Origin of the sequence: Gracilibacillus halophilus YIM-C55.5 (assembly GCF_000359605.1) — a bacterium.
Lineage (GTDB): Bacteria > Bacillota > Bacilli > Bacillales > Amphibacillaceae > Gracilibacillus > Gracilibacillus halophilus.
Genome location: NZ_APML01000023.1, coordinates 17087 through 38061 on the forward strand (window position 1 = coordinate 17087; position 20975 = coordinate 38061).

The following is a 20975-nucleotide window of genomic DNA, read 5'->3' on the forward strand; positions in this document are numbered from 1 at the left end:
GCACATGTATGTTTATCGGTCCTGGGAATCTAAAATCATCGTGACTGGCCCTACGTTCGTTAGTGAAACGTTCATCATTTCCCCAAAGGATCCAGTTTCAACCGTCACACCTTCGTTTTTTAATTTTTCATTAAATTGCTCATATAATCCGTGTGCTTGTTCCGGTTTTGCTGCTTGCATAAAATTAGGGCGTCGTCCTTTGCGATAATCTCCATATAAAGTAAACTGCGAAATCGAAAGCACACTACCACCTATATCTTTTAACGATACATTCATTTTACCTTGATCATCTTCAAACAAACGAAGATTTACGATTTTATTTACTAAAAAGTCAATATCTTCTTCACGATCATCATGCGTGATCCCAACAAATGCGACATACCCCTGTTGAATATCTCCTACCGTTTGTTCGTTTACTACGACGTTTGCTTGATTGGTACGTTGTAATACAACTTTCATTGCTCGATCTTCCTTTTAAACATTTTATTGTATCGTTCGTTCGACAGTATACACGTCTTGAATCTGCTTTAATCGATCAACAATACGGCGCAAATGACTAATATTATGAATCATGATGGTTACATGAATAATGGCGATCTTCTTACGATCAGAACGGCCATTGACAGCAATAATATTCGTTTTGGTTTCGTTGATTACTTGCAACACATCATTTAACAAGCCTCTTCGGTCATACCCCGAGATTTCTAAATCAACATGGTATTGTTTCGATCGAGATTCTTCATTTTCCCATTCCACATGGATTAAACGGTCTTCGGCATCCTTGGTCTGGACATTCGGACAATCTCTGCGATGGACAGATACGCCACGTCCTTTCGTAATATAGCCAACAATTTCATCACCGGGGACAGGATTACAACACTTCGACAAACGAATGAGCATATTGTCGATACCTTCCACTTTCACACCAGAATCACGTCTCGTCTTTTTTGATTCTGATTTTCCACTCGCATTGACTTCTTCTAACGTCTGCTCTAAATCCTTATTTTTCTCTGCTTCTGCGCGCAAACGCTCCGTAATCCGTGTAACAATTTGTGCTGCAGTAATGCCATGATAACCGACCGCTGCAAACATATCTTCTTCGGTAGCAAAATTAAACTTTTCCATCGCTCGCTCAATGTTTTCTGATGTCAAAACTTCTTTCGGTTCATAATTTGAAAGTTTTAATTCCTCTTCAACCATTTCACGGCCTTTGGTCACATTTTCTTCACGCCGCTGTTTTTTGAAAAATTGTTTAATTTTACTTTTAGCTTGTGAAGTTTGCGTCATCTTCAACCAATCTTGGGATGGGCCGTAAGAATGTTTCGATGTCATTACTTCGACAATATCACCATTTTTTAACTCATAATCTAATGGTTCCATTTTGCCATTTATTTTCGCGCCGATCGTTTGGTTGCCAACTTCAGTATGAATTTTATAGGCAAAATCAATCGGTACAGATCCACGTGGTAATTCAATGACATCGCCTTTTGGTGTAAACACGTAGACCATATCAGAAAATAAATCAACTTTTAAAGATTCCATAAATTCTTCCGCATCATGTGTATCATTCTGCCATTCTAAAATCTCTCGGAACCATGCCAGTTTATCTTCACTGGACGACATATTATTTTTTCCTTCTTTATAAGCCCAATGAGCGGCAATCCCGTATTCAGCAATTTCGTGCATATCTTTTGTTCGAATTTGCACTTCTAGAGGGGCACCCTTTGGTCCAATCACCGTTGTATGCAGAGACTGATACATATTCGGCTTTGGCATAGCAATATAATCTTTGAACCGGCCCGGCATCGGTTTCCAGCATGTATGAATGATTCCTAATACCGCATAACAATCTTTAATACTGTTAACAATAATGCGAACAGCTAGTAAATCATAAATTTCATTAAATTGCTTATTTTGTAGCATCATTTTCCGATAAATACTATAAATATGCTTTGGTCTTCCTGAAAAGTCGGCTTCAATATTTACATCTTTTAGCTGACTTTTCACTTCATCCATGACTTCCTCTATATAATGCTCACGCTCTTCTCGCTTTTGCTTCATCAGATGTACAATTCGGTAATATTGTTGTGGATTTAAGTAACGCAAAGCTGTATCTTCTAATTCCCATTTTATCGCCGAAATCCCTAATCGATGAGCTAAAGGCGCGAAAATCTCTAATGTTTCATTGGAAATCCGTCGTTGTTTAGCGGGTGGTAAATGAGTTAATGTACGCATGTTGTGAAGGCGATCAGCTAACTTTATCAAAATGACACGTATATCTTTCGCCATGGCGATAAACATTTTCCGATGATTTTCCGCTTGCTGTGCTTCTTTCGACATATATTTAATTTTACCTAGTTTGGTGACACCATCGACTAACAACGCTACTTCTTGACTGAATTCTTTCTCTAGATCTTCAAATGTAACCGAAGTGTCTTCTATTACGTCGTGTAAAAAACCGCCAGCAATCGTCTCAGGATCTAATTTTAATTCAATTAAGATACCGACCACTTGTACGGGATGAATAATATAAGGTTCTCCTGACCTACGATATTGACCTTCGTGTGCCTGTTCAGCATAACGATAAGCACGTTGAATAAAAGCAAGGTCATCCGAAGGTAAATATTCATTTGCTTTTTCAAAAATATCTTCAGGTGTTAACAATTTATCTTTCGCCATATGATCACCTTTAACTTTCTTTAGACGATATCTAGTGCAACGGATTTCGTGCTTTTCTATACTATATTAAAGTGTAACAGAAATGTTAGAAGATTTCCTTATTTCTGTAGCATTTATCGACAATTTTAACAAACCTACTTCAATGATTACAGTATGAACCATTTACACTTCATGTTGATTATCGATGTAAAAAGGAGGAGCACTCATCCATTGAGCGCTCCACAAAGCAAATGTTAATAATCCATTAATGTTAAGATGTCATAACCTTCGAGTTTGTCGCGACCATTTAAATACGTAAGTTCGATTAAAAATGCACAACCTGCTACGATACCGCCGAGTTGCTCGACAAGATCAATCGTTGCTTCGATCGTTCCTCCCGTTGCTAGCAAATCATCAGTTATTAGTACACGCTGGCCTGGTTTGATCGCATCCTTATGAATGGTTAATACATTTTGGCCATATTCCAAACCATAATCAACTTTGATGACTTCTCTTGGAAGCTTACCTTCTTTACGAACTGGGGCAAATCCAACCTCTAATGAATAGGAAACCGGACAACCAACAATAAACCCACGTGCTTCAGGTCCAACGACAAGATCGATTTCTTTTTCTTTTGCATATTGAACAATTTCATCAACAGCCGCTTTATATGCCGGACCATTATCCATCAATGTCGTAATATCTTTAAATCGGACACCTTCCTTCGGCCAATCCTCCACAACAGTTATATATTGTTTATAATCCATATACTATTTCCTCCTCAGATGTCTGATTTTCATTCATCTGATCAGACAACCATTTTTTTAACGCTTTATACGTAGAATAATACAGCGTTTCTTCTATTTCGATTTGTTGGGCATGTAACTGATAGACTTCCGATTCCTCTAGGTCTTTCTTTTTCGGCTGATCGGTTGGCAGAATCGTACCACCTTCTCTCGTTACAAACTCTAAATCATGAAACACTTGGAACATAAATTTAATCTTATCTAGTTTCCAACCTTTATATTTCGCCAGCTTTGGTGCATCTTGTTTATAATCAAAGTATTTTCGCTTGTGTAATAATTGGTATAACCATTTGAAATCTTCACGCGTCGGCATCATTTGAAAATACTGGCTGTTTTCAAGCTGATAGCAAAGATAGATGCGCTCAAATTGGTGATACTTGAGAACTTGACGTAAATCTTCTAACGTTTCTGGTAAATCAAAGAGATACAAGTTTTTATACGAATCATCTGATGTCACTAATTGTTCTTTGGTTATCAAGTTTGGTATAGAAGAGATATTTGTATCTTCACGAAATACTAAGCATGCATCTTCTGGTTGAAATTGGTCCCACTGCTTCACAGTCTGCATCGCACCTCGATAATCAAAGAGTTGCCATTCTGTGATTGCTAAATCTTTTATGACGATCTGTGGTTTATAAATGCCATTCCATTCATTCAGTTGCAGTTCACCGATCAATTGTACAGGCGTCTGTTTCGTGATAAGTGATTGTTTATCTCCAAAACCAAATCCAATACAATCTAATTGCTTATTATTCTCAGAAAATTTCAGTTTTAAGTGTTTCTTCGTCGCCCCAATTTGTCGCAACTCGACTGGTTGTCCTTCGATATGAATCATCGGTTTAGCATTGTTCATTCCGAAAGGAGCGAGTTGATTGATTTCTTTTACAAGATCTAAATCGACTTGATCAACGGTTATGGACATATCAACCTTCATTTGTGGCATATAATCTTCAGGGTTCAAGTTAGAGTTTGCCTGCTCTGACAAGGAATCTCTCAGACGTTCTACTTGATCAACTGGAAGTGTCATACCGGCTGCTTGAGCATGTCCACCAAAATGAGTAAATAACTCTCGTACTTGCATGCAATGATGGAACAAATCAAAGTGGTCGATACTTCGCGCTGAACCTTTTGCTAAGCCAGTTTCAGGGTCTATTGCAAGCACAATCGCAGGACGATCATATTTTTGCACCAATTTTGATGCCACAATTCCAAGTACACCAGGGTTCCAACCTACTTTGGCGACAACGATCACAGGTTTTTCATCAAGGTCACCCATTGATTCCACCATTTCCTTTGCTTCTGTTGCAATGTCAGAAACGATTTGTTGCCGTTCGGTATTTAAATCTTGCACATACATAGCCAATTCTTCAGCTTCTTCTGGATCATCTGTTAATAGTAAGTCAACAGCAAGGTTTGCATCTTGAAGTCGTCCGACAGCATTTAACCGCGGTCCAATGCGGAAACCAATATCCTCTTCCGTCACTGAATCTTCCATCGAACAAAGGCGTTTCAACGTATTCATGCCAATTCGTTTCGTATTCGATAATGCTTGCAAACCATAATACACAAGGTTACGATTTTCTCCCGTTAACGGGACTAAATCAGCAACTGTACCAATTGCGACAAGTTCTAAAAACTGTTTCGGTAAATAGCCAAGTAATGCTGTTGCAAATTTAAAAGCAACGCCTACTCCAGCGAGCTCTTTGAAAGGATAATCCTCCGCACATTTTGGGTGAATGATGGCCAACGCATCAGGTAATGTCTCTTGAACTTCATGGTGATCCGTAATAATGACATCAAGTCCTAATTCGTTTGCTAGAGCGACTTCTTTAATACCTGCGATTCCATTGTCTACTGTAATAATGAGCTGAAAACCTTGCCGATGCGCTTCACGAAAAGCCTCTTCATTGGGTCCATATCCTTCGGTGAATCGATTCGGTATATAATAATCACACATCGCACCAATTTCTCGTAAGGCTTCCACCATCAGACATGTTGAGGTAACACCATCTGCATCATAGTCACCATACACGAGAATACTTTCACCTTGATCAACGGCTTTTCTCACACGTTCAATAGCCTTATCCATCGTCGTTAGTAATTCAGGTTCATGTAACTGATCAAGCGCAGGATGCAAAAATTTCTCCGCTTCTTCTTTCGTTTGAATGCCACGTTGCAGTAATAGTTGTTTGACAATCGGCGATAAGTTTAATCCATCTAATTTACTTATATCTGATATATCTTGTTGTTTATATGTATGAATCCAATTCGCTTGGCTCGGTAACATAACTTCACCCCTGACTCACTTATTATACAAAAGTGTTTCAAGGGTAGCAAACAGAATTATTTGGTTTCTCGTTCTAAATCTTCCGTATGTCCTTCTTCTTTCGCTTCAAGATTCGAATTCTCAGCAGAATGATTTTTGTGAGATGTTTCTTGTGAGTGACTCGCTTTTAACTTCTCATTTTCCTGTTGAAGAGCCTTTATTTCCTTTTGAAGTCGAATTAATCGAACCAGTCCTACAGCAGCGGTGACAAAGGCCCCCATCAATACAGAAAATAAAATCACAAGAATTAATGGTGCTTCTCCTGTCCCAAATAAATAATTCACTTCAACAGCTTCCACATTAATTACGGCAAATATCGCAATAATGACTGCAAATAATACAGAAACTAAAATATACGTTTGGCCACGCATCATCATCCACCCCTTCTCTAAGATGTCATCTTTGTTTTAGTATAGAATACTTACAACTTTTTGTCGATTTTAGTTATCAAATGAATAAAAGTTGATTGCAAACGGCAATAGAAAAAAGATAGATGAATTTAGGGGGAAGTCCTGTTCATCTATCTTTTCTGTTCATTTTTTTGCTTTATACTTGTGGTCCATCATTTGCTTTTTTCTCACGATAATCAATCGGCTTCTCATCCACTGTTTTTCCTCGCCAAGCAAGCCATACTTGAGCGGCAATAAATAAGGAAGAGTACGTACCAGCAAGTAAACCGACTACGAGCGCAAATGAGAAGTTGGTAATCGCTGAAGCGCCAAAAATAAGTAACATCGTTGCAGCAAAAATTACAGTTAACACTGTATTTATACTTCGTGCCAATGTCTGCATTAAGCTTCTATTAATAATGCCTGCAAGTTTTGCAAACGATTTGATCCGTTTTTCTTTTTTCATGTTTTCTCGTATTCGATCAAACGTTACAATCGTATCATTTATCGAGTAACCGACAATCGTTAAGATCGCGGCAATTATCGTGATATCAAATTCGATACGTGTAATCGCAAATAAGGCGACAATGAAAAACGCATCGTGTAATAATGCTAATATCGCGGTTAATGCTGAATAAAATTCAAATCGAATGGTGACATAAATGATAATCCCGATGGAAGCATATAACACGGCTAATATCGCATTTTGGGCTAATTCTTGTCCGACAATCGGTGATACCGTATTAACGGTTGGTGTATTCCCGTATTTTTCTTCAAAATAGTTTTGTACTTCAGCTATTTTGTCTTTTGATAGATCATCTTCAAATCGTGTGACGGCTATATGATCATCATCCCCTTGAATGGCCACTTGAGTGCTTGGTTCCATGCCTAATTCGTCATAAGCATTCTCAATTTCTTCCGTTGTAAGGGATCTATCTGCTAACACTTCAATACGTGAACCACTCACGAAATCAATACCTAAGTTCAAACGGAAAACAGCCAAGCAGATAATACCAAGCGCCACTAAAAAGAGCGACAAGCGGAAAAATTTCTTCCGATGACCAACAAAGTCAAATTGTCTACCAAATACGGTTGGTTGTACTTCCTCTTTACTATTTATATCCTTTATTTGATGCTTTTTCACACCAAAGAAACCAGGGCGTTTGTTAAGGAAGTGACTATTCACCCAAAATCCTAAAAATAGACGTGAACCAAATACAGCCGTCACAAAACTTAATACAATACTAACAATCAGTAATGTAGCAAACCCTTTGACAGAGCTTGTTCCAAAGATAAATAAAACAGCAGCTGCAATTAATGTAGTAATATTCGCGTCGATAATCGTTGATAATGAATGCTGATTCCCTGTACGGAATGCCGCTTTTATCGACTTTCCTTCTTTCAGTTCTTCTTTGATTCTTTCATACGTAATAATATTGGCATCAACCGCCATCCCTACACCGAGAACTAGTGCGGCAATTCCCGGTAGTGTGAGCACACCATTCATCAGTTCAAATACAAGTAACACTAAATATACGTAAATACTTAATGTAATGGCAGCGATCATACCCGGGAATCGGTAATACAAAATCATATACGCAAAAATTAGGATGATACCGATCACGCTAGCAAAAATCGTTTTATCTAATGCTTGCTGACCGAATTGTGCACCAACCGACCTTGAGTATTCTTCTTCCAAGTTAACTGGTAAAGAACCAGCGTTTAAAATATCCGCTAATCGTTGAGCCGAATCAACAGTGAAATCAGGTCCTTCAATCTGAATACTTTTGTTTTGCAGGACATCTGTAAATGTTGGTGCTGAAATAAATTTTGGATCTTCTTTCTGTACTTCTTCTTGGTACGAATCTCCTTCTTCATAATCCATCCAGATTACAATTTGATTCGTAAGATCTTGGTCATTCATGATTTCTCTTGTAGCGTCACCAAAACGATCGGCATCCTTAAATTGGACAGTAACGATCGGCTGATTCGTATCTTGTGAGAAATCTTGTTGTGCACTTCCATTAACAATATCCGATCCGTCTAAATATTCCTTATCGTTTACATCACGAAAAGAAAGACTAGCTGATGTAGATAAGAGGTCACGTGCTTCTTCTTGATCTTCTACACCAGGTAACTGTACTCGAATGCGATTTGGTTCTTCAATATTAAATCTCGGCTCACTAATACCGAGAGAATCCACGCGCTCCCGTAAAATTTGGGTCGTCGATTCAAGATTTTTTGTCGTTACTTCTTCTCCATCTTCAATTGTCTCTGCAGTATAAAGAACTTCAAATCCACCCTGTAAGTCCAAACCAAGATTTATGTTTTTAGCAATGTTTGTATAAGTTGTTCCAATTGTTGCTCCTAAAATTATAACAATGAGGAAAAACGCAATAATTCTTCCTTTTTTTACCATATGTAATCCTCCCTAAATCCCTCGATACCACAAATTTATCAGACAAGCATCTTTTAAAAATTACGATTCATCGTCACCAAAGAGGGCATCTATTGAAGCTTGTAAATTCGTATCTTGCCATGATTGCTGGGTGAGATAGGTCATATAAAGACTTGGATGCAAATGGAACACATCTTGCACGACTTCATATAATTTTTTTTCTGGGTCACCCTTCCATACTTTATCTATTAAACAAGCCCAGATATCATCTGTTGTTGTTTTTTGATAATCCAACAATTGAAATTCTGACACCTTACTTTCCAAGACTTCTTGAACTTCTGAACGCCACTGTGACACTTGTTTCGTTTGACACATTACGCGAATCCTCCCTCAGACTCAATCAAATGATAAAAATTGTCATGCTTGTCCCCTCTTCATGCATATACTTCATTGTATATGAAAAATTTCCATTTGAGAAGGCAGGTCGACTAAAGTGACCAAACAAAATTTTTTAAAAGGTACGATCATCTTAATTGTAGCAGGAATGATCACACGATTTCTAGGATTTATTAATCGTATTGTTGTCGCCCGCTTAATGGGAGAAGAAGGAATCGGACTGTACAATATGGCCTTACCGACACTCTTTTTAATGTACACCATTTCTCAAATTGGATTACCGATTGCGATTGCCAAACGAGTAGCAGAAGCTGATGCCAAAAAGGACAAGCGTAAAATTAAGCAAATCCTACTTATCTCTTTAACCATTACCATTAGTTTAAGTATGATTTCAACGGTTGTCATGTTTTTGATCAGCCCGTATATCGCCCATTACTTACTCACCGATCAACGAGTTTATTATCCATTGTTAGCGATTATACCGATTATTCCCATTAGCGCGATTTCGTCTGTGTTACGTGGTTATTTTCAAGGGAAACAAAATATGAAGCCTCAAAGTTTTGCTCAAGTACTGGAGCAAATCGTACGCATTGGATGTATCATCGCACTCGTTAGTTGGCTCGCACCATTCGGTATTGAATGGGCAGCAAGTGGTGCGATGGTAGCAGTAATCATCGGTGAAACTGTATCGTTACTATTTATGATCAATATGTTTCGGATCAAAAAACAAATCAAACTACGAAGTCAACTATTCGATTACCTTCGTACAGGGAAAGAAACCCTTCAACAACTCTTTTCAATTGCGATACCTAGCACTGCTAGCCGATTAGTTGGCTCGGTTTCTAATTTTTTAGAACCTATCTTAGTATCACAAAGTCTTGCTTTAGCGGGATTTAAAACGGCTGTAGCGACCAAACAGTACGGCATTCTCACCGGATATGCTTTTCCGTTGTTATTTTTACCGACATTCATTACCCATTCACTGGCTGTGGCATTAGTGCCGAATATTAGTGAAGCAGAAGCCCATAATCACCATCAATTAATTCAATATCGTATTCATCAAGCGATCCGGCTATCGTTTGCCTCTGGTGCGATTGCGACTGTCATCTTAAGTTTATTTTCTGAACCAATTTTAGATGCAATGTATGGTTCAACGAGTGCAAGCCGTTTTTTAGAGTTAATGGCACCTTGTTATTTATTTATGTATATTCAATTTCCGTTAAATGCCACGCTACAAGCATTAGACCTTGCTAAGCAAGCCATGTGGAATAGCATTATTGCAACGATGATTAAGTTTATTATTCTCATTGCATTAACAACCAGTCCTAGTTTCGGTATCTATGGTGCAGCGATTGGAATGTGTGTTGGCGTTATAATTGGTACAATCTTGCATCTGATCACACTATACCGTAGCATTCAATTTCGAATACCGATGCTCATGATCGGCAAAATGATTGTTTTGCTTGGTCTTACGTATTGGGCTGGTATTCTTCTGTCCAAGATCTTTCCTTTTACAAATTTCATACAATTTCTTCCTGTTTTACTTTTACTTTGTATCTGTTATGTACTATTTCTATTCAGTTTACAATTTATCAACAAAGACGAATTACGCCAATTACGAAAAAAGAGGCCGGGACAAAAAAGTAATTAGAAAAGAAAAATCCGAACATTAAAGTTTAAGTTTACATACCGCTTAGGCAAAATACTTCGCGTTCCGCGGGCACGGCTTTTAGCTAACTGTGTGAAGATGGACTCTTCACACAGTGGATCTTCAGCTCGTGCTTTCCCGCAGGAGTCTCCGTATTTTGCCTGCGCTTAATGTAAAATTGTTCGGATTCTTGCTCTTGCTATTTAGTTTTGTCCCAGCCTCTTTCATTTTTTATATCGATATACCATTGATTATTGGCGTCAATGGAGCAAAACGAAAGGTATTTGGGTTCAGGATAACCTCGTTGTTTAATTTGTTGAATAAGCCACGTTGAATCTTTACCTAATTGTTCTAAGGCTTGATCTTGAATCCTCCCATCAACGACTAGTGGTAAAACAAGACCGTCTATATGGTTTCCAATCGAATGGTCTTGATCCTTTTCAATGATCGATAGCTTGCCAGAAGCCTCAAGTATCGCATAATCGACATCATTAATGCTTTCTGTTCCATTTTCTCGTAGTTGCTGCAACAAGTCATCAAAATTCAATCGATTTTTCTTCATTTCATATTCATCGATTTTCCCTTGCGTAATAATGATCGACGGCTTTCCATCGAACCAAGCGCGAAACTTGGGACTTTTAAGCGAAAGCCAGGCGGTCAATCGCTGAATAAGCAACAATACCGTCATCGGAATCACACCATAGGCGAAAAATTGCTCCAAATCTTCAATCGAAATAACGGCTACCTCGGCAATCATAATAAATACAACCATATCTAATAAACTTAATTCACCGATTTCTCGTTTTCCCATTAAACGAAAGGTCACAATAATGACGACATATGAAAAAAGTGTCCGTACGATGAGCAAAAGGGATTCTTCGAAGGACATCGTTGTCACATCCTTGTTCGTTCCATCTATCCTACCTTTTCCAACTGTTGTTTGAATTATACGATGAAGACTACTTATAATGGCTGTTCAAATGGAAGTAAGTAGCGAAAATAGACATAGATCGTAGCAAAAAGTAATGACAAAATAACAATCGGTATGCCATAAACCATAAACTTCATAAAGGAAATTCGTTTATTTTGTGATTCAGCTAATCCAGCCACCACTACGTTAGCTGATGCACCAATCAACGTTCCATTTCCTCCTAAACAAGCGCCTAAGGCTAACGACCACCATAACGGATCTAAATTTGACATACCATACGTTTCAAACTCTTTTATAACAGGGATCATAGCTGCCACAAACGGAATGTTATCAACAATGCCAGAAAATAGTCCAGACGTCCAAAGTAGTAATAAAGCTGTGTTTGTCATATCTCCTTCAGTCAACCACATTATCCCTCTTGCTAGTTCATCAATTACACCAACTTCTTCTAACCCACCAACTAACATGAACAATCCAATAAAGAAAAATAAAGTCACCCACTCCACTTGTTGAAAAATTGCTTCTGTGTCTACTTCTTTTTCACTTATAATGAGCAATAATAAAGCACCACATAAGGCGATAAGTGTTAAATCAATGTGAAACACTGGGTGAAGCAAAAAACCTGTAATCGTTAACAATAAAATTGAGATGGATTGATAGAGCAATGGCGATATTTTGATATAACTTACCTCATCCATGGCCATTAACTGCTTTACATGTTCATGATCAATTTGACGTAATTGTTTACGAAACAGAAGGATCAACACGAACAACATGATAACAAATAAAAACATCGAAATCGGTGCAGTATGTTGAATAAACGAAACAAAGGTCAAATGCGATACCGCTTGACCAATCATAATATTGGGTGGATCACCGATTAGCGTTGCTGTTCCACCGATATTGGCACTAAAAATAATTGTTAGTAAATACGGAAAAGCAGGTAATTTTAATAAATCAGTCAACGTTAATATGACAGGAACAAATAACAAAACAGTCGTGACATTGTCTAACAGAGCTGAACCAATTGCTGTTAAGACAGCAATCCCAACTAAGAGAGGAACGGGCTTTCCGTTGACGGTTTTAGCAAGCCAAATAGCAACAAACGTGAATACACCCGTTTTTTTGGTAATTGCAACGAGGACCATCATCGCAAATAATAAAGCAACTGTTTGCCAATCAATATAACTTTGAACAGCGTCTTCCCACTGATAGACGCCGGTTAATAGAAGCAATAACCCTCCAGATAGTGCCACAAGTGCGCGATTTATTTTTTCCATCATAATAAAAATGTAACTCACGACAAATACCGCTACTGCCATAACAACTGCCATTAATGCTCTCCTCCCTATTCTGATGTTGACAAGCCGCCGTGCTATTTTCATTTATATTCATGACGAGGACAAACTATTCAATAGGAATCTGTCAACGAACGTCTATTTCTCAAAGACAAGCATAAATATAAACAAAAGAATGACTTATTTGTTATCAGCGATTTCTCTTCTGGAACAAATTCGAATAAACTTGAGCCATTTGATAGGAGGTGTCAAATATGAAAACATTTGTCAGTGTTCTCTATGGTTGGTTAAGTATTTTGTTCATTTTGCTTCTTTCTAGTCTCCTTTTGGCGTTCATGTTACGCTTTACATCACTAGGCGAATCAACTTTAGCATGGACGACATTATTCGTAAGTTTTATAGCATTATTCGCTGGTGGATTTATTGCAGGAGTGAAATCAAAACAAAAAGGGATTCTTGTGGGTGTGCTTACAAGTCTAATGTTTACACTATTTGTTCTACTCTATCGCTATCTTGGATTAGACACTGGTTTCACTATTGAAAACATGATTCATCACATGTTTTATCTATTGTTGGCAATGCTTGGAGCGATACTTGGTGTGAATTTATCATCTGAAGAAACAGCATAATCAAACAATGATCCAGTCAAAATTTTTTATAAAGATTCGTATGAGTAAATGCAAACTTCTCACGAAAAAAAAGAAGAACATTCAAACATGATCGCTAGTTGAGTAACTAACTGAACATGTTGAATGTTCTTCTGTCATTATTAGGATTGTTCAACGATCTCACGTACTGCTGAGCGATCGTATGTAAGTTTTGAACCATCACCAGCTTCAAGTACGAGTGAATTTTCATCAATGGCATGCACCGTAGCATGTAAACCACCAATGGTTATAACCTTATCCCCTTTTTTCAGATCTGATTGCATCTGACGCACTTGTTTCTGTTTCTTTTGTTGTGGTCGAATCAATAAGAAGTAAAAAATTACAACCATTAAGACGATTGGTGCTAAATTGAGTAGAATTGCATCCACAGATACCCCCTCCTTTCTATCTTAAAAATTCTTAGCATTCGGTTGGTTGAATCCATATTGTTCAAAGAATGCTTCTCGAAAATCTCCAAGTCGATCTTGCTGAATGGCTTCACGAACTTGTCCCATTAATTCTAACAGAAAATAAAGATTATGATAAGTCGTAAGGCGCATACCAAATGTTTCGTTATTTTTTACAAGGTGACGAATGTAGGCTCTCGTATAGTTACGACATGTATAACAATCACATTCGGGGTCAAGTGGTGAGAAATCACGAGCAAATTTCGCATTACGAACAACAAGTCGACCTTGTGAGGTCATACATGTTCCATTCCGAGCAATTCGAGTCGGAAGTACACAGTCAAACATATCGACTCCACGAATCGCACCATCTACTAACGAATCTGGTGAACCAACTCCCATTAAATATCGTGGTTTGTCCGCTGGAAGTAATGGTGTCGTAAATTCCAGCACGCGATTCATAACATCTTTTGGTTCACCAACGGATAATCCACCAATCGCATAGCCTGGAAAATCCATGGAGGTTAGATCTTGTGCACTCAATTTTCGTAAATCTTCATACTCTCCACCTTGAATAATACCGAACAACCCTTGATCATTCTTTCTTTGATGTGCTTCTAAACAGCGTTCTGCCCAACGACTAGTTCGCTCAACTGATTTTTTCATATACTCATAAGAAGCAGGATATGGTGGACATTCATCAAACGCCATCATTATATCGGCACCAAGGTCATTTTGAATCTGCATTGCTTTTTCTGGTGATAAAAACAGTTTAGCTCCACTAATATGATTCCTAAAGTGAACTCCTTCTTCAACAATGTCTCGCAAGTCACTTAAGCTGAACACTTGAAAACCACCTGAATCAGTCAAGATGGCCCCATCCCAATTCATAAATTGATGCAAACCACCAGCCTCTTTCACAATATCTTCTCCAGGGCGTAACCACAAGTGATACGTATTCGATAAAATGATATTGGCTTGCATTTCTTGTAATTCTTCTGGGCTCATCGTTTTAACAGTTGCTAGCGTACCGACTGGCATAAAGCTTGGTGTATCAAATGATCCATGTGGCGTATGGACTTTCCCTAAACGAGCGCCTGTTTGTTTACATGTTTTAATATGTTCATACGTAATAGCTGCCATATTCGAATCCTTTCTATTGTTCATTTCGTCCATTAAAGTATCAGCATAGCGTCCCCAAAACTAAAAAAGCGATATTTTTCTTTAACGGCTGTTTGATAAGCTTCCAAAATGAAATCTCTTCCCGCTAATGCGCTAACAAGCATAATGAGTGTTGATTTCGGCAAATGGAAATTCGTAATCAATCCATCGATCGCTTGAAATTGATAAGATGGATAAATAAAAATATCCGTCCAACCATTTCTTGCTTCAAATGTGCCACCCGTATCTCTTGCGACGGTTTCCAATGTTCGTGTGGAGGTTGTCCCGACGGAAATAATTCGACCACCTTTTGCTTTTACGCGATTCAAGGTTTCTGCCGTTTCTTCAGTCATCTGGTAGAATTCAGCATGCATCTCATGTTCGGTAATATTTTCTACATTGACGGGCCGAAATGTACCTAAGCCGACATGTAATGTAATAAAAGCAATCTCAATTCCTTTTTTTTTCAATTTATCCAACAACTCTTCAGTAAAATGTAAACCAGCTGTCGGAGCAGCAGCAGATCCCTTCTCTTTCGCATATACTGTTTGATAGCGGTCAGCTTCATCTAATTGTTCCTTAATATATGGCGGTAACGGCATCTCACCGAGCGCATCCAATACTTCATAAAAAATCCCGTCATAATCGAAGCGAAGCACGCGTCCACCATGTTCCATCGTATCTACACAGGTTGCTGTTAGTTGTCCATGACCAAAAGTAACTTTCGTACCAACTTTAAGCTTTTTTGCTGGCTTAACTAATACTTCCCAATCATCATGTTCGATTTGGTTGAGTAGTAGAACTTCTACTTTTGCCCCCGTATCTTCTTTTATGCCATACAATCTAGCCGGTAAGACTTTTGTATCGTTTAGTACGAGGCAGTCTCCTGGATGTAGAAAATCGATCATTTCATAAAAATGGTGATGAGCTACACGTTGCTCTTGTCGATGCAACACCATTAAACGTGAGCTTGATCGATCTTTTAACGGAGTTTGTGCAATCAGTTCCTCTGGTAAATCAAAGTCAAAATCCTCGATTCGCATATTGCTTATCTCCTTTTTATTTAAAACGTCCTATAATATAAAAAATCAAAGTTAAAATAACACTGACAACGATCGAAGTCATGATCGGAAAATGGAATGAGAAATTTCCTTTTTTAAAACTTATATCTCCTGGTAATTTTCCAATAAAGGTCCATAAGAGCCCGATAAGAATGAAAACAACCCCTATAACAATAAAGATTTTCCCAAATCCCGTCAAGTATGAGGCACCTCCCGATTTAAGTGGGTATACGCTTTATCTGTTACTAAACGACCACGTGGTGTGCGTTGAATGTATCCTTCTTGTAGCAGATACGGCTCGTACACATCTTCAATCGTTTGTGATTCTTCTCCTACAGAAGCAGCAATTGTATCTAAACCAACTGGCCCACCTCTAAACCCATCTATAATCGCTAAAAGTAATTTATGATCAATGTGATCCAAACCTGATTGATCAACTTGTAACATCTCTAATGCTTTTTGCGTTGTTTCTATCGATATCGATGTTTCCCCTTTTACTTGCGAAATATCACGGACACGTTTCAATAACCGATTAGCAATCCGTGGCGTCCCACGAGAGCGTCTAGCAATTTCAAGAGCAGCACCTTTATCAATGGATACAGCAAAAATTTCAGACGTTCGCTCCACAATATCGCACAGATCATCGACTTCATAAAATTCTAATCGGCTTAAAACACCAAATCGATCACGTAATGGAGCGGTGAGAAGTCCCGCTCTTGTCGTGGCACCTACCAATGTGAAAGGTGGTAAATCCAATTGCACACTTCGCGCACTCGGTCCTGAACCAATGACAATATCCAAACAAAAATCTTCCATAGCTGGGTATAGAATTTCTTCAACAGCGCGTGGGAGCCGATGAATTTCATCAATAAATAATACATCCCCTACTTCCAATGAGGATAGAATCGCCGCTAAATCGCCTGATCGTTCGACGGCTGGACCAGATGTCGATTTGAACTGCACACCCATTTCATTAGCAATAATTTGTGCCATTGTCGTTTTTCCTAACCCAGGTGGACCATATAATAGAACATGATCAAGCGGTTCATTACGCATTTTTGCCGCTTCAATAAAGATCGAAAGGTTCTCTTTCGCTTTATGTTGTCCAATATATTGCTTTAATACTTTCGGACGAAGGCTCAGTTCTTCCGTTTCTTCATCAGCCTGAACTTCTCCAGATATAATTCGCTCATCCATCGGTGTGCTCCTTTCTGCTTATTTCATCATTAAAGAGAGACCTTTTTTAATATACACATCCGGTTGGTCTGTTTGTTCTTCTACCAATTTTGGTTTTATTTGATTAATTTCTTTCTCCGAATATCCTAAAGCTTTTAGTGCTTCGATGGCTTCTAATAATGCTTGATTGTCACTTGTATCATGCTGAGTTTGTTCATTTACCACTTCTGTTGCATCAGGTGCTGTAAATGGTAACTTTCCTTTTAGGTCTAAAATCATTTGTCGTGCTGTTTTTTTCCCGACTCCTGGAAAACTCGTCAGAAATTTCTCGTCTTCTTGTTCGATCGCAACGACCACGTCACCAACAGAAGCGGCAGCTAAAATTGCTAATGCCCCTTTCGGCCCAACACCAGAAACGTTTAAGATTTGTGAGAATAGTTGCTTTTCATCTGGTGTTTTGAACCCATAAAGCATTTGCGCGTCCTCTCGAATATAATGAAATGTATGTATTTTTACGATTTCTCCTATTTTTGACTGAAAATCATAAGGATTGGCGTAAATGACTTCATAACCAATACCATTTGTTTCAATAATCACTGCTTGATCATTGATATCTTCAACATTTCCTTTTATATATGCTATCATGGTCGATTCCCCTATCTGTTCACAGAATGAATCATATGTTCGTATTTTATCATAGCTTACATGCCGGTATGATTCAAGTTTATCCTGTTAAAGAACGGATATTATTTTGATCGTTATAAGCAAATCAAATGCTTTGTTCCTACTTTCTATGATACATTATATCAATGAATATGAAAAAAGGATGAACAATCTATGACAAATCGTAAACAAATCACATTTTTGAAAGCGCTAACTTTATTTAACGCAAGTAACAAAGGACTTATCTTACCGTTTTTACCATTATTTTTAACGTACCGTGATTTCTCCTCCGTTGAAATCGGTATGATCATGGGCATCGCCCCCATGGCAAGCATTATTGCTCAACCTTTTTTCGGTTATATCAGTGATCGATATAAAACGATTAAAGGTTTGCTCATTCTCCTTTACTTGGCCGTAATGGCGATTAGTTTTAGTATCTTTTTTCAGACATCGTTTGTGGTCGTTTTTCTTTCATTTATTTTGTTTCACTTTGTCATGTCACCAGTAGCACCTTTACTTGATAGCATGGCCATTAAATCACTGGGCAAAAATAGGCGCGGTGATTACGGAAAAATTCGTTTATGGGGATCAGTTGGTTTTGCTTCAACAGCTGTTCTTTCCGGTCCAGTATTAGATTGGATTGGAATTGAGAAAATTTATATTGTCTTTTGGTTTCTCATTCTTGTGGTTATTTTCTTAACCTGCTTTTTAAAAGATCAAAACCATTCCTCACAACCTGTAACATTAACTGGTGTCAAGGAAGTGTTTCGGACAAAGCCTTTTATGTTTTTCTTATTTTTATGTTTTCTTGTGATTATTCCTCATCGCATGAATGACACGATGTTAGTACTACATTTAGAGGGATTAGGAGCAAGTACATTAATGATTGGTCTTGCATGGTCTTTAGCGGCGTTCAGCGAAGTTCCCGTCTTTTATTATTTATCAAGTCAAGTCATGAAATATAATCATTTATTTTTACTCGGTTTGATTGCACTCTTTTATTCTATTCGTTGGATATTATATGCAACGATTGATTCAGCAGCATGGATTACATTTTTACAAATTTCGCAAGGGATTACATTTGGATTATTTTGGTTAGTTGCCTTACAGACGGCGGTTCACTTTGTTCCTAACCATTTACGAAGTACAGGACAGGCATTGCTCGCATCAACATGTTTTGGACTTGGTGGTGCAGTCGGCGGGACATTGGGAGGCTCTGTATTAGATGTTTTTGGCTCATCAAGCATGTATTTCGTAATGGCTGCTTTTTCTTCCCTAGCGATGATCGGTATTTTCATTACATATAAGCGATATCACCAGTAACCATTAAAAATGTGGATGGGACAAGTGGTCATTAGACATGTAACAGGTTATAAACATAACGTCACTGAAAAAATAACTCGCTTGACTGGGGATCAACATTCTTCCTATTTATTTTATGCCCCATCCCCATTGACTGCTTTTGTGTCTTGATAAGGACGATAAGTCTCTAGAACGTTTGTGTAGTCTTGCTTTGAGTTTATTTTGATACCTTCTTTTAATTGGTTATATAAACGAGTCTCTAATTCTTCTGTTTCAATCTGATAAAAAGACTGTACAGCAGCGTCATTAACAGGCACACCTTCAAAAATCGTTAATATACCATCTTTTATTCCGAAATAACCATGCGCTTTGGTATATGGCGAAATGTCATCAATCTGTTGTCTAAAATGAACGTGTCCCTGCGATTGATCCACTAGATTCCATTCTTGATAACTAGCCCAAAAATCTGGCATGGAAAGTACAGTTTCCGTTTTTTGTTCTTTTTCAACTTTTCCGTCTATATAATGCTTCTCTAAGGTGACTTCAATCTTTACTGGTTGATTGGCAACCACAGCCGTATTTTCCTCAGTATTCACTTCGACGTTCGACTTGTCATCGGAACGCGATTCGACAAAGGTATAGCTGGCAAGAGTTGCTACCATAAGTATGCTTAATATCGTTATGTGTACCCAATATCGTTTCATCGGACACCCTCCTATGAACATAGGTTACTATTAGGATGTCCGATGTTTCGCATTTTAAACATCATTAAAAGATTTCATTTTCATTGATATCATATAAACTTATAGCTGTGCCATGGTCTCTTCATCGGCATCTAAATTATGATACACTTCTTGCACATCTTCCATATCTTCGATCATGTTAACAAGCTTAATCATTTTGCTTTTATCTTGATCTTCAATACTAGAAAATGTTTGCGGCATCATTGTCACTTCTGCTGTATCAAGAATAAATCCACTTTCTTCTAGGTTCGAGCGCACATCAGTAAACTGATCAGGATCGGTATAAATTTCATAAGCGCCATCGGTTGTTTCCATTTCTTCTGCACCTGCTTCAATCGCTTCTAACATCATGTCATCTTCATCGGCATCCGTTTGGTTTTGGTCAATAGCAATATATCCTTTACGATCAAACATAAAAGCAACACAGCCATTTTCACCTAAATTTCCGCCATTTTTACTAAAAGCGTGACGTAGTTCAGACGCGGTACGATTTTTATTATCTGTTAAAACTTCAACCATCACAGCTATACCACCTGGACCATAACCTTCATATGTCAATTCTTCATAGTTCGCACCATCTAAATCCCCGGTCGCTTTCTTTATGGCACGGTCAATATTTTCATTTGGCATATTGTTCGCTTTTGCTTTATCCACTGCTGTACGCAAAGCGGGATTCATTTCTTGATCCCCACCGCCCTGTTTAGCTGCAACGTATATATCTTTTGCAAGTTTCATGAAAATTTTCCCGCGTTTTGCATCTTGTGCATTTTTCCGTCGTTGAATATTCTTCCATTTTGAATGTCCTGCCATCTATTTTCACCTCTCCATCAAACTACAAGTTTCCTCTTTTACTTTATCATAAGTTCATATCCTTGAAAAATTTGTACGCACAATACCAATTCTGAAATGAAAATTTACGGGGAAATCTCTTGGTCGGTCTACACGGATTTCCTGGTAAATCACAT

General features: G+C 38.1%; 20 protein-coding genes. 3 read left to right on the forward strand and 17 right to left on the reverse strand.

What is annotated here, in order from left to right; genetic code table 11:
* Window positions 1-12 precede the first annotated feature (12 nt).
* From dtd to J416_RS06980, 7 genes are all read right to left on the reverse strand, one after another.
* Complete coding sequence (gene dtd / locus J416_RS06950; protein ID WP_003467411.1) at window positions 13-459, reverse strand: D-aminoacyl-tRNA deacylase; 447 nt, start codon at window positions 457-459, stop codon at window positions 13-15.
* A gap of 24 nt (window positions 460-483) precedes the next feature.
* Entirely contained in the window at window positions 484-2679 is a 2196-nt protein-coding gene (locus J416_RS06955; RefSeq protein WP_003467412.1) for a RelA/SpoT family protein, read from the reverse strand.
* Between the two features lie 233 nt (window positions 2680-2912).
* Window positions 2913-3425 (reverse strand): adenine phosphoribosyltransferase, encoded by a 513-nt coding sequence (locus tag J416_RS06960; RefSeq protein WP_003467413.1) that lies wholly within the window; start codon window positions 3423-3425, stop codon window positions 2913-2915.
* Window positions 3415-5751, reverse strand: a complete 2337-nt coding sequence (recJ, locus tag J416_RS06965) for a single-stranded-DNA-specific exonuclease RecJ (RefSeq protein WP_003467414.1) — start codon at window positions 5749-5751, stop codon at window positions 3415-3417. The genes J416_RS06960 and recJ overlap by 11 nt, the downstream gene beginning before the upstream one ends.
* 56 nt (window positions 5752-5807) lie before the next feature.
* Window positions 5808-6161 (reverse strand): LapA family protein, encoded by a 354-nt coding sequence (locus J416_RS06970; RefSeq protein ID WP_003467431.1) that lies wholly within the window; start codon window positions 6159-6161, stop codon window positions 5808-5810.
* Window positions 6162-6336: 175 nt separating this feature from the next.
* A complete protein-coding gene (secDF, locus tag J416_RS06975) occupies window positions 6337-8598 on the reverse strand; it encodes a protein translocase subunit SecDF (protein WP_003467432.1) in 2262 nt (753 codons plus the stop codon).
* 60 nt (window positions 8599-8658) lie between these two features.
* Complete coding sequence (locus J416_RS06980; protein ID WP_003467433.1) at window positions 8659-8952, reverse strand: post-transcriptional regulator; 294 nt, start codon at window positions 8950-8952, stop codon at window positions 8659-8661.
* A gap of 118 nt (window positions 8953-9070) precedes the next feature.
* On the opposite strand from J416_RS06980, the gene spoVB reads away from it, so the two are divergent.
* Entirely contained in the window at window positions 9071-10624 is a 1554-nt protein-coding gene (gene spoVB / locus J416_RS06985; RefSeq protein WP_003467434.1) for a stage V sporulation protein B, read from the forward strand.
* Window positions 10625-10820: 196 nt separating this feature from the next.
* Here spoVB and J416_RS06990 read toward each other — a convergent pair whose 3' ends face one another.
* Window positions 10821-11510, reverse strand: coding sequence for a DUF421 domain-containing protein (locus J416_RS06990; protein WP_003467435.1), 690 nt, complete (start codon window positions 11508-11510; stop codon window positions 10821-10823).
* A gap of 74 nt (window positions 11511-11584) precedes the next feature.
* The gene (locus J416_RS06995; RefSeq protein WP_003467437.1) at window positions 11585-12886 is read right to left on the reverse strand and encodes an ArsB/NhaD family transporter; all 1302 of its coding nucleotides are present in this window, start codon (window positions 12884-12886) and stop codon (window positions 11585-11587) included.
* A 218-nt stretch (window positions 12887-13104) separates the two neighbouring features.
* Here J416_RS06995 and J416_RS07000 point away from each other — a divergent pair, with 218 nt between their 5' ends.
* Window positions 13105-13479, forward strand: coding sequence for a TIGR04086 family membrane protein (locus J416_RS07000; protein WP_003467439.1), 375 nt, complete (start codon window positions 13105-13107; stop codon window positions 13477-13479).
* Between the two features lie 140 nt (window positions 13480-13619).
* Here J416_RS07000 and yajC read toward each other — a convergent pair whose 3' ends face one another.
* Genes yajC through ruvA form a run of 6 tightly spaced genes read right to left on the reverse strand, consistent with a single transcriptional unit; the run spans window position 13620 to window position 17947 of the window.
* Window positions 13620-13886: a preprotein translocase subunit YajC gene (gene yajC, locus J416_RS07005; protein ID WP_003467440.1), complete on the reverse strand. Its 267-nt coding sequence runs from the start codon at window positions 13884-13886 to the stop codon at window positions 13620-13622.
* A 21-nt stretch (window positions 13887-13907) separates the two neighbouring features.
* On the reverse strand, window positions 13908-15047 hold the full coding sequence (gene tgt, locus J416_RS07010) for a tRNA guanosine(34) transglycosylase Tgt (protein WP_003467441.1): 1140 nt from the start codon (window positions 15045-15047) through the stop codon (window positions 13908-13910).
* Between the two features lie 32 nt (window positions 15048-15079).
* On the reverse strand, window positions 15080-16108 hold the full coding sequence (gene queA, locus J416_RS07015) for a tRNA preQ1(34) S-adenosylmethionine ribosyltransferase-isomerase QueA (RefSeq protein ID WP_003467443.1): 1029 nt from the start codon (window positions 16106-16108) through the stop codon (window positions 15080-15082).
* Between the two features lie 16 nt (window positions 16109-16124).
* Window positions 16125-16325 carry a DUF2905 domain-containing protein gene (locus J416_RS07020; protein ID WP_003467444.1) on the reverse strand — a complete coding sequence of 67 codons (201 nt, stop codon included), beginning with the start codon at window positions 16323-16325 and terminating at the stop codon, window positions 16125-16127.
* Window positions 16322-17323 (reverse strand): Holliday junction branch migration DNA helicase RuvB, encoded by a 1002-nt coding sequence (ruvB, locus tag J416_RS07025; protein WP_003467446.1) that lies wholly within the window; start codon window positions 17321-17323, stop codon window positions 16322-16324. Before ruvB ends, J416_RS07020 begins: the two co-directional genes overlap by 4 nt.
* A gap of 18 nt (window positions 17324-17341) precedes the next feature.
* A complete protein-coding gene (gene ruvA / locus J416_RS07030; RefSeq protein ID WP_003467447.1) occupies window positions 17342-17947 on the reverse strand; it encodes a Holliday junction branch migration protein RuvA in 606 nt (201 codons plus the stop codon).
* Window positions 17948-18139: 192 nt separating this feature from the next.
* Between ruvA and J416_RS07035 the strand changes: the two genes are divergently transcribed.
* Window positions 18140-19288, forward strand: coding sequence for an MFS transporter (locus tag J416_RS07035; protein WP_003467460.1), 1149 nt, complete (start codon window positions 18140-18142; stop codon window positions 19286-19288).
* A 113-nt stretch (window positions 19289-19401) separates the two neighbouring features.
* Here the strand turns inward: J416_RS07035 and J416_RS07040 are convergent, their stop codons facing one another.
* Together J416_RS07040 and J416_RS07045 are read right to left on the reverse strand one after the other, a co-directional pair.
* The gene (locus J416_RS07040) at window positions 19402-19971 is read right to left on the reverse strand and encodes a BofC C-terminal domain-containing protein (RefSeq protein WP_003467463.1); all 570 of its coding nucleotides are present in this window, start codon (window positions 19969-19971) and stop codon (window positions 19402-19404) included.
* Between the two features lie 99 nt (window positions 19972-20070).
* Window positions 20071-20820, reverse strand: coding sequence for a YebC/PmpR family DNA-binding transcriptional regulator (locus J416_RS07045; RefSeq protein ID WP_003467466.1), 750 nt, complete (start codon window positions 20818-20820; stop codon window positions 20071-20073).
* Window positions 20821-20975: the final 155 nt, after the last annotated feature.

Bases quoted from the DNA above. Each gene is read 5' to 3' on its own strand.
- dtd (WP_003467411.1), bottom strand. From the start codon at position 459: ATGAAAGTTGTATTACAACGTACCAATCAAGCAAACGTCGTAGTAAAC.
- J416_RS06955 (WP_003467412.1), bottom strand. From the start codon at position 2,679: ATGGCGAAAGATAAATTGTTAACACCTGAAGATATTTTTGAAAAAGCA.
- J416_RS06960 (WP_003467413.1), bottom strand. From the start codon at position 3,425: ATGGATTATAAACAATATATAACTGTTGTGGAGGATTGGCCGAAGGAA.
- recJ (WP_003467414.1), bottom strand. From the start codon at position 5,751: ATGTTACCGAGCCAAGCGAATTGGATTCATACATATAAACAACAAGAT.
- J416_RS06970 (WP_003467431.1), bottom strand. From the start codon at position 6,161: ATGCGTGGCCAAACGTATATTTTAGTTTCTGTATTATTTGCAGTCATT.
- secDF (WP_003467432.1), bottom strand. From the start codon at position 8,598: ATGGTAAAAAAAGGAAGAATTATTGCGTTTTTCCTCATTGTTATAATT.
- J416_RS06980 (WP_003467433.1), bottom strand. From the start codon at position 8,952: ATGTGTCAAACGAAACAAGTGTCACAGTGGCGTTCAGAAGTTCAAGAA.
- J416_RS06990 (WP_003467435.1), bottom strand. From the start codon at position 11,510: ATGTCCTTCGAAGAATCCCTTTTGCTCATCGTACGGACACTTTTTTCA.
- J416_RS06995 (WP_003467437.1), bottom strand. From the start codon at position 12,886: ATGGCAGTTGTTATGGCAGTAGCGGTATTTGTCGTGAGTTACATTTTT.
- J416_RS07000 (WP_003467439.1), top strand. From the start codon at position 13,105: ATGAAAACATTTGTCAGTGTTCTCTATGGTTGGTTAAGTATTTTGTTC.
- tgt (WP_003467441.1), bottom strand. From the start codon at position 15,047: ATGGCAGCTATTACGTATGAACATATTAAAACATGTAAACAAACAGGC.
- queA (WP_003467443.1), bottom strand. From the start codon at position 16,108: ATGCGAATCGAGGATTTTGACTTTGATTTACCAGAGGAACTGATTGCA.
- ruvB (WP_003467446.1), bottom strand. From the start codon at position 17,323: ATGGATGAGCGAATTATATCTGGAGAAGTTCAGGCTGATGAAGAAACG.
- ruvA (WP_003467447.1), bottom strand. From the start codon at position 17,947: ATGATAGCATATATAAAAGGAAATGTTGAAGATATCAATGATCAAGCA.
- J416_RS07035 (WP_003467460.1), top strand. From the start codon at position 18,140: ATGACAAATCGTAAACAAATCACATTTTTGAAAGCGCTAACTTTATTT.
- J416_RS07040 (WP_003467463.1), bottom strand. From the start codon at position 19,971: ATGAAACGATATTGGGTACACATAACGATATTAAGCATACTTATGGTA.
- J416_RS07045 (WP_003467466.1), bottom strand. From the start codon at position 20,820: ATGGCAGGACATTCAAAATGGAAGAATATTCAACGACGGAAAAATGCA.